The sequence below is a fragment of the Nocardioides okcheonensis genome (assembly GCF_020991065.1).
GTDB classification, from domain to species: Bacteria; Actinomycetota; Actinomycetes; order Propionibacteriales; family Nocardioidaceae; genus Nocardioides; species Nocardioides okcheonensis.
Genome location: NZ_CP087710.1, coordinates 1830673 through 1844579 on the forward strand (window position 1 = coordinate 1830673; position 13907 = coordinate 1844579).

Genomic DNA, 13907 nt, shown 5'->3' on the forward strand with positions numbered 1-13907 from the left:
GCCGGGGTGGGCTCAGCCGGCGTCGACGTCGATGACGACGTCGTCGACCGAGCCGTGGAACTGGTCGTCGTCGTCACCGACGCCGGGGCTGCCGATCCGCACCGGCATGCCGGTGTGGACGGCGCCGAGCGCGACGCCCTTGCGACGCACGTCGCCGTCGACCTCGATGCTGACCCCGTCGGCGTCGCGCCGGCAGACCACCCGGTGCCAGGCGTCGTCGGCCACGGAGGTCTCCGACCGGATCTTCACGATGTCGTCGCCGGAGCGCAGGATGCAGCTGGGCAGCCCCTCCTCGCCGTCGACCTGGAGCTTCCACTGGCCCCCCTCGGAGCCGTAGCGGCCGCTCTGCACGATGTTGGAGCCGATCGCGGTCCGCTCGACCGGGAGCCGCACGCTGGCGCCGTAGGAGAACGCCCGGTCGCCCGGGTCGAGGGCGGGGTCGGCCGGCACCTCGACCATCGCGCGTGGACAGCCGGTGCTGTCGTCGCAGACGTCCGGGAACTCCAGCGCGTCCCCGCGGCCCGCCGCACCCGCGACCACGCCGACCTCGCCGCCGTTGGCGGTCACGACCTTGCCGGAGATCAGCCCGCCCTGGGCGTCGCCGTACTCCGGGGAGCCGTCGAAGCCGGGCTGCTGCTCGTCGAACGACAGCCACAGCTCGGCGCCGCGGGTGTCGATGGCCGGCGCGGCCGCCGGCGGGACCGACGCGCGCTCCGGGGGCTCCGTGCCGGTGGCGCCGCACCCGGCCGCGAGCAGCGCCAGCACCGCCAGCGCGGGGATCGTCGTGGAGGTCCTCACCCCCCAAGGCCACCACCGGGGCGTCCGGCCGGACCACCCGCGCCGGGCGGCTACCCCGAATTGGGGATGCCCGGCGACTCCGGCCGGTCGACCGCGGCGAGCCGCCTAGCGTCGTGCCACCGGCCCCTCCGAGCGAGGGGCCGCGTGGGGCGCAAGGCAAAGGGGCTGAGGATGAAGATCCTCTACATCGTGGGTGTGGGCAGGTCCGGCAGCACGCTGCTGGAGCGGGTCCTGGGCGCGCAGCCGGGCTGGGTCAACGCCGGCGAGCTGAACGCCCTCTTCTCGCGCGTCTCGCGCCAGGACCAGCGCTGCGGGTGCGGCGTGCCGTTCTCGCAGTGCCCCTTCTGGGTCGAGGTCGGCGAGGTCGCCTTCGGCGGCTGGGACGCCGTGACCGACGAGGTCGCCCGGCTGCAGCCCCGCGTGGTGCGCCAGCGCTACGTCCCGCGGATGATGACCGGCGCGATGCCGGCCGACGCCCGTCGCGAGCTCGACACGTACCTCGACCGGCACGAGCGTCTCTACCGCGCGATCGCCGAGGTGTCGGGCGCCGAGGTCGTCGTCGACGCCAGCAAGTCGACCGCCCAGCTGTTCGCGCTGCGCCGCATCGACGGCCTCGACCTGCGCGTGCTCAACCTGGTCCGCGACCCGCGCGGCGTCGCGAGCTCGTGGAGCAAGTCCGACATCCGCAAGCCCCAGTCGCGCGACGGCGAGGCGATGGGGACCTACTCCCCGCACCGCCTCGCGGTGCTCTGGGCCGCGCTGCAGGCCGAGTCGACCGTGCTCGGCTCCGCCGCCACCCACGCCACCCGCGTGCGCTACGAGGACCTCGTCGCCAACCCCCGCACGACCGTCGAGCGGGCGCTGCGCGCAGTCGGCCTGCCGGCGGCCGCCGGCGCCCTGGACCACGTCGGCGACTCGAGCGTCGAGCTCGGTCCGAGCCACGGCGTCGCAGGCAGCCGCACCCGCTTCGTCCACGGCCGCATCGACCTGCGCCTGGACGACGCCTGGCACACCGCGCTGCCGCCGGTCTCGCAGCGGGTCGTCACCGCGATCACGCTGCCGCAGCTGCTCACCCACGGCTACGTCGGCCGCACGCCGACCCGGGCGCGCACGGAGGCGACCCGGTGAGCGTCGCCGCGCTGGTGCCGGCGCCGCACGCCCTCGCCGGCACCCGCGAGCGCCGCCTGCTCAAGCCCGGCTGGCCGCTGGCGGTCCTCTACCTCGGGTTCCCGCTGTGGTGGGCGCTCGGCCTGGCCCAGCTGATCTTCTTCGCGATGGCGCTCGCGATGGCCGTCATCCTGCGCCGCAAGGGCGACCTCGTCGTGCCGCGGGGCTTCGCCCTGTGGCTGCTGTTCCTCGTCTGGATGTTCATCGGCGTCTTCGTCACCCACGCCCAGGCACCCGACACGGTGCCCGGCGGCGGGATCGGCCGGGTCGCGGGCTTCGCGGTCTGGGCGGGCTGGTACGTCGCGATCACCGTCGTGATGCTCTACGTCGTCAACACCGCCCGCGAGCTCCCGACCCAGCGGGTCGTGCGGCTGCTGGCGTGGATGTTCGTGGTGACCACCGGCTTCGGGGTGCTCGCGATGCTCGCGCCGACCCTGGAGTTCCGCTCGCCGATGGAGCTGGTGCTGCCGCGCAGCCTGACCTCGAAGAACTTCGTGCGGACCCTCGTGCACCCGTCGCTGTCGTCCTCGAGCGACTTCCTCGGCTACGTCCAGCCGCGCCCGACCGCGCCGTTCCCCTACTCCAACGCCTGGGGCAACAACATCGCCCTCTACCTCCCCTTCTTCGTGCTCGCCTGGACCGGGCGCGACGCCGGGTGGCGGCGCCGCCTGGCCCCGCTGGTGCTGGTGGCGGCGGTCTTCCCGATCACGTTCTCCCTCAACCGGGGCCTGTGGATCTCCCTCGGCATGGCCGCGGCCTACGCCGCGTTCCGGCTCGCCGTCAACGGCCGCTACCGCGCCCTGCAGGCGCTCGTCGCGGCGGTCCTGGTCGGCGGCATCGTGTTCGTCTCGTCCCCGCTCTACGACACGCTGATGCTGCGGGTCGAGACGCCGCACAGCAACGACCGACGCGCGGGCACCGCCGAGACCGTCGTGTCCGTCACCGCCCAGGGGTCGCCGGTCGTCGGCTACGGCACGACGCGCACCATGCAGGGCAGCTTCAGCTCGCTCGCCGGCGGCGAGACCGCCCAGTGCCACCAGTGCGCCGCGCCGCCGCTCGGGACCCAAGGCTTCATGTGGCGGCTCGTGCTGACCACCGGGTTCGTCGGCACGCTGCTGTGCCTCGCCTTCTACGCCCACCAGTTCCTCCGGCGCGCCCGGGGTCCGGCGCCGCTCGACGTCGCCGGCTGCTCGGTGCTGCTGATCTCGGTGCTCTGCTTCTTCGTCTACGACTCGCTCGGCTCGGCGATGTTCACCACGATGGTCGCGGTCGGGCTGATGGCCCGCGCCGACCTGCCCGACGAGACCCCGGAGGTGGCGTCGTGAGCGCGCCCGCACCGACCGCGTCCGCGTCCTACGCCGCGGAGGTCACTCGCCTGCTGTGGCCCGAGCCCTGGGAGGCGCCCCGGATGACGCGGTCCCGGCGCCGCGGTCCGGCCGGCCCCGGCACCCGCGACGTCTACCTCTTCCCGAGCGGCGGCCGGCCGCGCCTGCTGGTGCCCGCCGACCTGCCCGGCTCCTCGGTGATGGTCCGTCGCCTGGGCGGGTCGCGCGCCGGTCTGGTCGGGCCCGCCCGGCGGGTGCTCGAGCGCTCGCTGCGCTCGCCGGCCTTCCCGCTGCTCGGGTGGCCACGGCTGACCGTGAGCGGCGGCGGCCCCGACGCCGACTCGATCGAGCGGCACCTCGGCGCCAGCCTCGGCACCGACGTCCGCGTCGGCGTCCTGCTCGGGACGCGCCGGGTCAACCAGAAGCCGGTCCTGCAGGTGTTCGCCTCCGACGGCTCGGTGCTCGGCTACGCCAAGGTCGGCCACAACGACCTCACCGCCGACCTGGTGCGCCGCGAGGCGCAGGCGCTGGCGTCGGTGGCCGCGCACCGCCCGCGCACCTTCCGGGTCCCCGAGGTCCTGCACCACGGCCGCTGGTCCGGGCTCGAGGTGCTGGTGATGTCGGCCCTCCCGTCGGGCGGCCGGGCGTCGGAGCACCAGCGGCTCGCCGCGGCCCGCGAGGTCGCGGACCTCGACGGCCGGACCCTGACGACGCTCGCCGACAGCGAGCACCTCACCCGCCTGCTCGAGCGGGTGCTCGGGGTCGGCGGCGGCACCGGTGGCGCCGCGGCCGAGCGCGTGCTCGACGCCGTCGAGGTGCTCGCCGAGCGGCACGGCGGCGACGTCGTCGCGCTGGGTGGCTGGCACGGCGACTGGGGCCACTGGAACATGGGCGTCACCGACGGCGTGCTGCACGTCTGGGACTGGGAGCGCCACGAGCCCCGGGTGCCGGTCGGCTTCGACGAGCTGCACTTCGCCGCCCAGTCCGTACGCCCCGGCCAGCGGGCCGCCGCCCAGCAGCAGCGTTCCTTCCTGGCCTCCGTCGACGGGCTGCTCGCCGCGCTCGACGTGCCGTCCGAGCGACGCCACCTCACCCTCCTGCTCTACCTCGCCGACATGGCCACCCGCTACCTCGAGGCCCTCGAGCACGGCGCCACGCCCGCCCTCCGGCTCCGCACGGACTGGATCACCTCGCTCCTCGAGGACCAGCTGCGCGAGCCCCGACCCGTACCGAACGGAGCACCATGACCATCCGCAGCTCGATGCCCCACCCCGTCAAGACCGCAGGCCGCGTCCTGTCCGTCGGAGTCGGCTCCGCGACCGCGTCGCACCGCCAGCTCCCGACCTTCATCCTGGTCGGCGCGCAGCGGGCCGGGACGACGTCGCTGTTCCGGGCCCTGATGGCGCACCCGCTCATCCACTCCGCGAACTACCACAAGGGCGTCAACTACTTCGACGTCAACTACCAGCGCGGCTTCGACTGGTACCAGGGCCACTTCCCGCTGCGCGCGTCGCTCAAGGCGCGCTCCCGCGGCGTCGAGGGCGACCCGATCACCTTCGAGGCCAGCGGCTACTACATGTTCCACCCCTGCGCCCCGGCACGGATGGCCGAGCACCTGCCCGACGTGCGGGTGCTGGCGATGCTCCGCGACCCGGTCGAGCGCGCCTGGTCGGCCTACAAGCACGAGCACGCCCGCGGCTTCGAGACCGAGGAGTTCGAGCGCGCGCTCGACCTCGAGGACGAGCGGCTCGAGGGGCAGGCGGAGCGGATGCTCGCCGACCCGCTCTACCAGAGCTCCAGCCACCGCCACCACGCCTACGTGCGCCGCGGCCACTACGCCGAGCAGCTCGCGCGGATCGGCGAGCACTTCCCCCGCGAGCAGGTGCACGCGGTCGAGAGCGAGTCGTTCTTCGAGCACCCGGAGCAGACCTTCGCCGGCATCCTCGACTTCCTCGGGCTGCCGGTGGTGATGCCCGACCGCTTCGACCGGTGGAACGGGCGACCCAGCGCGCCGATGGCCGCGACGACCCGCGCCCGCCTGCGCGAGCACTTCGCGCCCCACGACGACGCGCTCGGCGACTTCCTGGGGCGGCGGCCTGCATGGACCACGTGACCCCTGCCGGCCTGCCGCGCGTCTCCGACTACACCGCGTTCGCGCGGCGGCACGCGACGCTGCTCCTCGCCCTCGTGGGGCTGGGCCTGCTGGGCGGGCTCGGCGTGGGCCTGACCCGCCCGGGCTCGTACTCGGCGACCGCGTCGGTGTCCCTGACGCCGGTCCCGGTCTACGTGATGCCCACGGTCGACGAGCTCGCGCCGCCCGAGGTCAGCATCGACACCGACGCCCAGCTGCTGCGCAGCCCCGCCGTGCTCTCGGCGGTCGGCGAGGAGCTCGGCGTCAGCGCGGCGCGCAGCGAGCAGCACCTGTCGGTGACCGCCTCGGCCGGGACCCACGTCCTCCACGTGACCGTCACCGGCACCGACCCGGAGCGCGTCGCACGCGCCGCGGACGCTGCCGCGACCGCGCTGGTGCAGGTGCGGCGCGACGCCCTCGGCTCGCTGACCCTCGACCAGATCCGCCAGCTCCGGTTCCTGGTGATCGCCCAGGAGAGCCTGCTCGCGCGCGAGCAGGCCCGGCGCGTCGTGGTCGCCTCGTCCGACGACCTGTTCACCTCGCTGGTCGAGCTGCAGACCCGCCTCGACGAGCTCCGGGCCGCCCGCGCGGTGCCGGCCCAGGTGGTCGTCCCGGCGCCCGACCGGGGCACGGCCGACTACGCCAACACCGAGGTCCCCGCCACGTCCGGAGCCGCCCTCGGGCTGCTCGCCGGCTGCCTGGCCGGCATTGCACGAGACCGATCGCGAGGCCTCCGCCTCCCGCTGCGCCACGAGGAGCACGCCCATGCAGCAGCCTGACACCCGTCCCACGCCCCGCGTCCCCTTCGCCCGGGCGCTGCGCCACCACGCCGCGCTGGTCGCGGTGCTCCTGGTGCTCGGCGCCGTCGGCGGCTGGCTCTACGCCTCCACGACGCCGACGACCTACACCAGCACCACCCGGATCCTGGTGAACCCGTCGGTCGGCAACCCGTTCTCCTCCACGCCGTCGTCGGTCCGCCAGGACCAGGAGACCAGCCTGGAGACCGAGGCCCAGATGGTGCGGTCCGCCGACGTCCTCGGCGCCGTCGTCGAGCGCAGCACCGGCCTGACGGTGCGCGGGGTCTCCCGCCGGCTCCAGGTGAGCGTCCCGCCCAGCACGCAGGTCTTGGAGATCTCCTACTCGGCCGACGACCCCGAGCTCGCCCGGCAGGTCGCCGACGCGGTCGGCGAGGCCTACCTCGCCAACCGCGACGCCCGCTTCAAGCAGGTGCAGGACGACCGCGTGGGGCGCCTGGAGTCGCAGACGGTCCGCACCGTCGAGGACCTCCGGTCGGCCACCACCGCCGCCCAGAGGGGCACCCCGGCCCAGCGCGCCTTCAACAACGAGCTCGCCGACGCCCTGCGCAACGAGCTGGTCAACCTCCGCGCCCAGCGCACCGCGCTGGAGAACCTCACCGCCCCCTCCGGGACGGTGGTGTCGCCCGCCAACGAGCCGTCCGGGCCGCCGCTCCTCGCCACCCTCGTGTGGCCGGTCGCCGGTGGCGTCGCCGGGCTCGGGATCGGGTGCCTCCTCGCCCTCCTGCTCGAGCGCCTGCGCGGCGTGGTCCGCTCCGCGGCCGAGGTACGCGACGCGGGCCTCACCGTGGTGGCCGCGGTGCCGCGCCACCACGTGTGGCAGAGGCGCGCCGCCGCGCAGCGTCGCGAGCAGCTCGACGCCGCGGTGCGGCGGGTCCGGACCACGGTGCTCGCGCTGGACCCGCGACCCGACGTGATCAGCGTCGTCGGCACCGGGACCGACACCTCGGACGCGAGCGCCGCCGAGGCGCTGGCCGGCTCGTTCACCCGTGCCGGTCACCGGGTGGTGCTGGTCCGGCCGGCCCAGGGCCCGGCCGCCGGCGAGCTGGCGGTCGAGCAGCACGGCCTCGCCCAGCTGCTCCTCCACCAGCGGCTCGACGTGCGCGACGTGCTCCGCCCGACCGTCGAGCCGCTGCTGAGCGTGCTCGACGGCGGCGGGCTCTCCTCCGAGAGCCGTGAGCTGCTCAGCGCCGAGCGGCTCCGCGCGGTGCTCGCCCCGCTCGTCGAGGAGGGCAACGTGGTCGTCATCCACGTGCCCACCGGCGACGACGCCGGTCCCGGCGACGACGAGGCCTACCTCGGCGCCGCCGACCTCGGCCTGGTCGTCGTCTCGGCCGGGCGCAGCCGCCGGCGGCAGGTCGACGCCCTGGTCCGCGACGCGGCCGCGACGGGCTCGCCGCGGATGGCGCTCGTGGTCGGGCGCGGCGACCTCCGCCACCCGGCGCGCCCGGCCCGCGAGGACCAGCCCACCCACTCGAGCGCCGGCCGCGACGCCTCCGCGTCGTCCGCCGACGACGCGACGGCGCGGTCGCGCCGGTGACCGTCCCCGCCATGAGCACCACCGACCCGCCGGGCGGCCACGCCCCCCAGCTCGAGCGCCTCGCGCGCCGCGGGACGATCAGCGTGATCGGGGCCGGCTTCAGCGGGATCTTCGGCGTCGCGCTGGTCGTCATCGTCACCAACGGCTTCTCCCGCGAGGTCGCCGGCACGCTGTTCGCCGCGACCGCCGCCTTCCTCATCCTCGAGTCGGTCGCGCTGCTCGGCACCGACACCGGTCTGGTGCGCTGGCTGCCCACCCAGCTGGCCTCGGGGCGGGCGGGCGACGTACGCCGCACGCTCACCGTCGCGATCGCCCCCGTCCTGGGCTTCTCGCTCTGCGTGGGCGCCGCGACCTACGCGCTGGCGCCCGCGCTCGCGCCCTACCTGGTCGGTGACGAGCAGGCCGACACGATGACCGGGATGCTGCGGGTGCTGGCACTCGTGCTCCCGGTGGCCGCGCTGCACGACCTCGTGGTGGCGGCCACGCGGGGCGCGGGGTCGATGCGGCCGACGGTGGTGGTGGAGAACGTCGGCCGGCTGGGGCTGCAGTCGGTGCTGGTGCTGCTCGCCTGGCTCTCCGGCGGCGGCCCGACGATGCTCGCGCTGGCCTGGGCGTTCGCCTACGTCCCCGGGCTCCTCGCCTCGTCCCTGTGGCTGGCCCGCCTGGTCCGCCGTCGCGCGCACGGCCAGGTCGCGACGACCGCCTGGTCGGAGATCGCCCGGGAGTTCTGGTCCTACACGGCGGCGCGCGGCATCGCCCGCGTCACCCAGACCGCGCTGAAGCGCTCGGACATCGTCATGGTGGCCGCGCTCGCCGGGCCCGCGCAGGCCGCGCTCTACACCGCGGCCAGCCGGTTCATCGTGCTCGGGCAGCTCTTCGTCCAGTCGGTCCAGCAGGCGCTGTCGCCGCAGATGAGCACGCTGTTCGCCCGCGGCGACGACCGCGCCGCCAACGCCGTCTTCCAGGCCGCCACCCGGTGGAGCATGATCGCGAGCTGGCCCCTCTACCTCGTGCTTGCGGCGTTCGCCCCGATGCTGATGGAGGTCTTCGGCGAGGGCTACTCGGTCGCCTCCGAGGTCGTGGTGATCCTCTCGCTGACCATGCTGCTGGCGACGGCCTGCGGGCCGGTCGACGCGGTGCTGCTGATGGCGGGACGCAGCTGGCTGAGCCTGCGCAACAGCACCGTGGCGCTCGCGGTCAACGTCGGCCTGAACGTCGTGCTGATCCCGCTCGACGGCATCCGCGGCGCCGCGATCGCGTGGTCCGTCGCCATCGTCGTGCGCAACCTGCTGCCGCTGCTCCAGGTCCGCCGCCAGCTCGCGATGTGGCCGGTCACCCGGCCCGCGGTGCAGGTCGGCGCGGCCGCGGTCGGCTGCTTCGGGGCGGTCGGCGCCGTCATGGCGGTGCGCGACCCCGGCCTGGTCGCCGACGCGTCGCTCACCGCCGTCGCGCTCGCCGCCTACCTCGCGCTCGTGTGGTCGTGGCGCGAGACCCTCGGGCTCGCCGCGTTCCGCTCCGCGCTGCGCCGACCCGCCGTGCCCTCGCCCCGCATGCCCGCCGGCACCTGACCCGACGGGCTCAGCACGGGTTTCACCAATCCGGGGCTGGAGGGCGGGTCGGCGCGCGACCTACGTTGCGAGCAGGACCGGGTCGCGACCCGCGACCGCGGTCCTGCGACGGACGGGGCGTGACATGACCACACACACCAACCGGTTCGCGGCGATGCTGACCGCGACCGCCACGGCCGCCGCGGGCCTCGCGGTCGCGACCAGCGTGCCGGCGACGGCAGCCGCGACCGACGTGGTCATCAACGAGATGATGTACCACGCGGTCTCCGACCTCGACGGCGACGACTACCTCGAGCTGCTCAACACCGGCAGCACCGCGGTCGACCTGTCGGGCTGGACGTTCTCGGGCATCACGCTCACCCTGCCGGCCGGGACGAGCATCGCCCCCGGCGGCTTCCTCGTGGTCGCCAAGGACGCCGTCCAGTTCCAGGCGTCCTACGGCTCCGCACCCGCCGCGGTCTACGGCGGCAACCTCTCCAACTCCGGCGAGACCGTCGCGCTGAGGGACGCCACCGGCGCCACCATCGACACCGTCGCCTACGGCGAGGGCGACCCGTGGCCGGTCACCGCCGACGGGACCGGCCCCTCCCTCGAGCTCGTCGACGCCACCCTCGACAACAACGACGCCCTCAACTGGGCGTCGGCGACCAACGCGGCCGGGCGCACCCCGGGCGCGCCGAACTCGGTGCGCCGCGCCGGGCTCGGGCCGCGCATCACCGGGGTCACGCCCAGCACCACCGCCCCCGCTCCGGGCGAGGCGGTGACGGTCACCGCGACCATCACCGGCCAGACGTCGGCCACCCTGCGCTACCGCACCGACTTCGCCGCCGAGCAGTCGGTCGCGATGACCGCCGCCGGCGGCGACACCTTCACCGCCACCATCCCCGGCGCCGCGGCCGGGCACCTCCTGCGCTACCGCGTCGAGGCCACCAACGCCGTCGCCACCACCCGGTCGCCCCGGGTCGACGACACGGTCGTCTACCGCGGGGTGGTCGTGCCGAGCGGCGTCAGCAGCCCGCTGCCGCAGTGGGAGTGGTTCATCGCGCCCGCCGACTACAACCAGATGGTCGCCAACCCGACGACCGACATCCTGCGCTTCGGCGCGATCGCCTACGGCGGCGTGGTCTACGACAACGTCTCGATGGAGATCAAGGGCCACGCCTCGCAGAACGACCCGAAGGTGAGCTGGAAGTTCAAGACGCCGTCGGGCTACGACTTCGACCTGCCGGGGCTGTTCGTCGAGCCGGTCGACGAGATCGACATGCAGGCCGACTGGAGCGACCGCTCGCACGGCCGCGCGGTGCTGTCGTGGGACGCCTACGAGCGCGCCGGGTTCGAGGACCACACGATGTTCCCCGTCCGCACCCAGCGCAACGGCGCGTTCCAGGGCCTCTACAACCTGCAGGAGACCTACGACGGCACCTGGCGCGAGCGCGAGGGCTACGACGACGACCAGTTCTTCGAGGCCGAGACGAGCGCGTTCTCGACCCGCCCGATCACCGTGCAGTTCTCCAAGAAGGCCCCCGACGAGACCGACTTCGCGCCGATCAGCGCCTTCGTCAGCGGCGTGCGGGCCACCGGTGCCGCCCAGCGCAACGCGCTGCTGGCCAGCGCCGACCTGCCGCAGATGATCAACTACGCCGCGGTCACCGCGATCGTCGAGCACCACGACTCCTCGTCGAAGAACTTCTACCTCGTGCAGGACTCGGTCACCGGGCGCTGGCGGATCCTGCCGTGGGACCTCGACCACACCCTCGGCAACGGCTGCTGCAACGTGAACAGCCCGTTCGTCACCCCGGCCGAGCCGGGCGACAACACCAGCGCCCTGATGCGGGCGGTCCTCGCCGACCCGACCTGGCGCACGATGTACTTCCGCCGGCTGCGGACGCTGGTCGACGACCTGCTCGCACCGGGACGGATGGAGGCGCTCTACGACGCGACCTACGGTCCGACCCAGCCGGTCGCGGCGCTCGACTACGCCGCCTGGCCCTACCCCGGCAACCCGGTGGACTACGCGACCTTCCGCCGGCGGCTGTTCAACGACCTCACCGCCCGCCGGACCGCGTTCGCCACCGACACCCGTGTCCCGGCCGCCCAGGCGGCCGCTCCCTCGATCGTGATCGACGAGATCCAGCACTCTCCCGCGACGGGCGACGGCGCCGAGTTCGTCGAGGTCTACAACCCCGGGACCCAGGCCGTCGACCTCAGCGGCTGGACCCTCGGCGGCTCGGCCACCGCGACCGTGCAGCCCGGCACCGTCGTCCCGGCCCGCTCGGCGATGACCCTGGTCGCCAACGACCCCGCCTTCCGGACCGCCTACGGCCCCGGGGTGTTCGTCGGCGACCGGTTCGCCGGTGCGCTGCCCGCCACCGGGACGCTCACCCTGACCCGGCCCGACGGCAGCCTGGCCGACACCGTGTCCTACGGCGGCGCCGGCTGGCCGGTCCCGGCAGCGGGCGAGTCGCTCGAGCTGCTCGACCCCGCCGCCGACAACGACGCCGGCGCGAGCTGGGCGCTGTCCACCGGCTCCGGCACGCCCGGCACCCCGCGCAGCAGCGGCCCGGTCGTCACCGCCCCGGCGGCCCCCACGGTCGGCACGGCGACGGCGGGCAACGCCACCGCGACGGTGGCGTGGACCGCGCCGACGGACGACGGCGGGTCGCCGGTCACCGGCTACCAGGTCCGGGTCGTCAACGGCGCCGGGACGCAGGTCGGCGCGCTGCGCCCGGCCGGCGCCGCGGCGACCAGCCTCACGGTCACCGGGCTCACCAACGGCACCGCCTACCGGCTCCAGGTCGCCGCGACCAACAGCGCCGGCACCGGGTCGTACTCCGCGCTGTCGAACGCGGTCACGCCGAGCAACGCCGCGACGGTCCCCGGGGCCCCGGTGATCGGCACCCCCGCCCAGGGCGCCGCCGGCGGGACGCTCAGCGCCATCGCGCGGTGGACGGCACCGACCAGCAACGGCGGGTCGGCGATCACCGGCTACCGCGTCGTCGCGCTGCGGATGAGCTCGGCCGCGGCCGACGCCACCGTCCTCAGCAGCCAGACGTCGCGCCTGCTCGGCCCCAACGTCAAGCAGTACGACTTCGCCCTCGCGGCCGGCACGTACCGGTTCGAGGTCGTGGCCGTCAACGCCGTCGGCACGGGTGCGTCCTCCGCACGGTCGGCCGCGGTGGTGGCCCGCTGACAGCCCCGCGGGGTGTCCACGACCGGCGCCCCGACGGTTGACAGCCCGACGGACCCCTCCCGTACGGTGCTGCCGTCCGTCGCACGCCGCGCCCACCCCGGGTGCGAGTGTGCGGGCGGGGGCCGACGGACGCCTCGACCACCCCTCGAAAGGCTCGAGACAGTGCGGCACCTCTCCCGTCGATCCGTGTTCCAGCTCTCCGCCGTCGCCGCGGGCGCCCTCGGCGCGGGCGGTGGCGTCCTCACGCCCGCCCGTGCGGCGCGCCGGCGCCGGAAGGTCCGCGCAGAGCTGGCCCCGAGCACCGTGCGCCCGGGTGAGCTGCTGACCCTCACGGTCGTCGAGCGGCTCCACCAGCCGCGCAGGATCCGGGTCAGGGACGACAGCGGCCTGGTGTGGACGCGCACCGCGCGCCACCGTCGCTCCCAGGTCTGGACGGCGCGACCGACCGAGCCGGGCAGCGGGGTGGTCACGGCCGTGGTCCGCCGCAAGGACGGCAGGGTCTTCCGCCGCACGGTCGCCTACGAGGTCGTCGGGCCCGAGGTGACCGTCGGCGGCACCGGCCCCCTGATCGGGATGAGCGCGCCCGCACCGGAGTGGGACCTGCGCGTCGCCCAGGTCGGCGCCGGTCTCGGCGCGCGCCGGATCTTCGCCGACCTCGCCGACGGCGCCGACACCCAGCTCCGGCTCGTCGAGGAGGCGCACGCCGCGGGGATGCTGCCGGTCGTCTCCTACAAGGTCGGCGGCGACGCCGCGGGCGCGGCGGCCGGGCGGTTCGACGCCGTCGCGCAGCAGGCGGCTGCGCGGCTGGCGTCCTACGGGCTCCCCACGGCGGTGTCCTTCTGGCACGAGCCCTACGGGGACCTGACCGGGGAGCAGTACGCCGCCGCGAGCCGTCGGATCCTCCCCGCGTTCCGGCAGGGCGAGCTCCGCGTCGGACCGATCCTCAACGGCTGGCTGCTGGACAACCAGGTCGACGTCTTCACGAGCTTCTGTCCCGACGACCTGTTCTCGCTGTGGGACTGGTTCGGCATCGACACCTACGAGTCCGGCACGATGGCCTCGCCCGGGCCCGCGAAGCCCGCCCAGCGCCTGCCGGCGCTGTCGGCCTACCTCGCCACACGGGGGCACCCGACCATGCCGATCGGCGTCGGCGAGTACAACGGCTACTCCGCCGCGACCATCGCCGCGGCGGGCACGGCGATCCTCGAGACCCCCCACGTGTGGTTCGGGTGCCTGTGGAACTCGACCGAGAGCAAGGGCCACGTCCTCGAGGGCGAGCGGCTGGCGGCCTTCCAGCAGACGCTGGTCGCCGCCCGGGCCTGACGGGTCCACGGCCCCCGGGCCACGCCCGGGAGCCGTCAGGACCCCGTCAG

At 74.9% G+C, this 13907-nt stretch carries 10 protein-coding genes; 9 read left to right on the plus strand and 1 reads right to left on the minus strand.

The features are described 5' to 3' along the window. Positions 1–12 precede the first annotated feature (12 nt). Positions 13–798, minus strand: a complete 786-nt coding sequence (locus LN652_RS08905; RefSeq protein WP_230444308.1) for a LamG-like jellyroll fold domain-containing protein — start codon at positions 796–798, stop codon at positions 13–15. Between the two features lie 171 nt (positions 799–969). Between LN652_RS08905 and LN652_RS08910 the strand changes: the two genes are divergently transcribed. The 9 genes from LN652_RS08910 (at position 970) to LN652_RS08950 (ending at position 13857) form a co-directional block, all read left to right on the plus strand. Next, complete coding sequence (locus tag LN652_RS08910; RefSeq protein WP_230444309.1) at positions 970–1926, plus strand: sulfotransferase family protein; 957 nt, start codon at positions 970–972, stop codon at positions 1924–1926. After that, positions 1923–3290, plus strand: coding sequence for a hypothetical protein (locus tag LN652_RS08915; RefSeq protein ID WP_230444310.1), 1368 nt, complete (start codon positions 1923–1925; stop codon positions 3288–3290). The genes LN652_RS08910 and LN652_RS08915 overlap by 4 nt, the downstream gene beginning before the upstream one ends. Continuing rightward, positions 3287–4537, plus strand: coding sequence for a protein kinase family protein (locus LN652_RS08920; protein WP_230444311.1), 1251 nt, complete (start codon positions 3287–3289; stop codon positions 4535–4537). Before LN652_RS08915 ends, LN652_RS08920 begins: the two co-directional genes overlap by 4 nt. Next, entirely contained in the window at positions 4534–5403 is an 870-nt protein-coding gene (locus tag LN652_RS08925) for a sulfotransferase family protein (RefSeq protein WP_230444312.1), read from the plus strand. The genes LN652_RS08920 and LN652_RS08925 overlap by 4 nt, the downstream gene beginning before the upstream one ends. Further along, complete coding sequence (locus tag LN652_RS08930) at positions 5391–6200, plus strand: GumC domain-containing protein (RefSeq protein WP_230444313.1); 810 nt, start codon at positions 5391–5393, stop codon at positions 6198–6200. The genes LN652_RS08925 and LN652_RS08930 overlap by 13 nt, the downstream gene beginning before the upstream one ends. Further along, complete coding sequence (locus LN652_RS08935) at positions 6187–7776, plus strand: Wzz/FepE/Etk N-terminal domain-containing protein (RefSeq protein ID WP_230444314.1); 1590 nt, start codon at positions 6187–6189, stop codon at positions 7774–7776. Before LN652_RS08930 ends, LN652_RS08935 begins: the two co-directional genes overlap by 14 nt. Positions 7777–7787: 11 nt before the next feature. Continuing rightward, entirely contained in the window at positions 7788–9344 is a 1557-nt protein-coding gene (locus tag LN652_RS08940) for an oligosaccharide flippase family protein (protein WP_230444315.1), read from the plus strand. 124 nt (positions 9345–9468) lie between these two features. Further along, complete coding sequence (locus tag LN652_RS08945) at positions 9469–12534, plus strand: lamin tail domain-containing protein (RefSeq protein WP_230444316.1); 3066 nt, start codon at positions 9469–9471, stop codon at positions 12532–12534. A 186-nt stretch (positions 12535–12720) separates the two neighbouring features. Beyond that, positions 12721–13857 carry a hypothetical protein gene (locus LN652_RS08950; RefSeq protein WP_230444317.1) on the plus strand — a complete coding sequence of 379 codons (1137 nt, stop codon included), beginning with the start codon at positions 12721–12723 and terminating at the stop codon, positions 13855–13857. Positions 13858–13907: the final 50 nt, after the last annotated feature.

What these genes read in the sequence shown, in the direction of transcription:
- LN652_RS08910 (WP_230444309.1), top strand. Translation starts at nt 970, where the DNA reads ATGAAGATCCTCTACATCGTGGGTGTGGGCAGGTCCGGCAGCACGCTG.
- LN652_RS08925 (WP_230444312.1), top strand. Translation starts at nt 4,534, where the DNA reads ATGACCATCCGCAGCTCGATGCCCCACCCCGTCAAGACCGCAGGCCGC.
- LN652_RS08930 (WP_230444313.1), top strand. Translation starts at nt 5,391, where the DNA reads ATGGACCACGTGACCCCTGCCGGCCTGCCGCGCGTCTCCGACTACACC.
- LN652_RS08935 (WP_230444314.1), top strand. Translation starts at nt 6,187, where the DNA reads ATGCAGCAGCCTGACACCCGTCCCACGCCCCGCGTCCCCTTCGCCCGG.
- LN652_RS08940 (WP_230444315.1), top strand. Translation starts at nt 7,788, where the DNA reads ATGAGCACCACCGACCCGCCGGGCGGCCACGCCCCCCAGCTCGAGCGC.
- LN652_RS08945 (WP_230444316.1), top strand. Translation starts at nt 9,469, where the DNA reads ATGACCACACACACCAACCGGTTCGCGGCGATGCTGACCGCGACCGCC.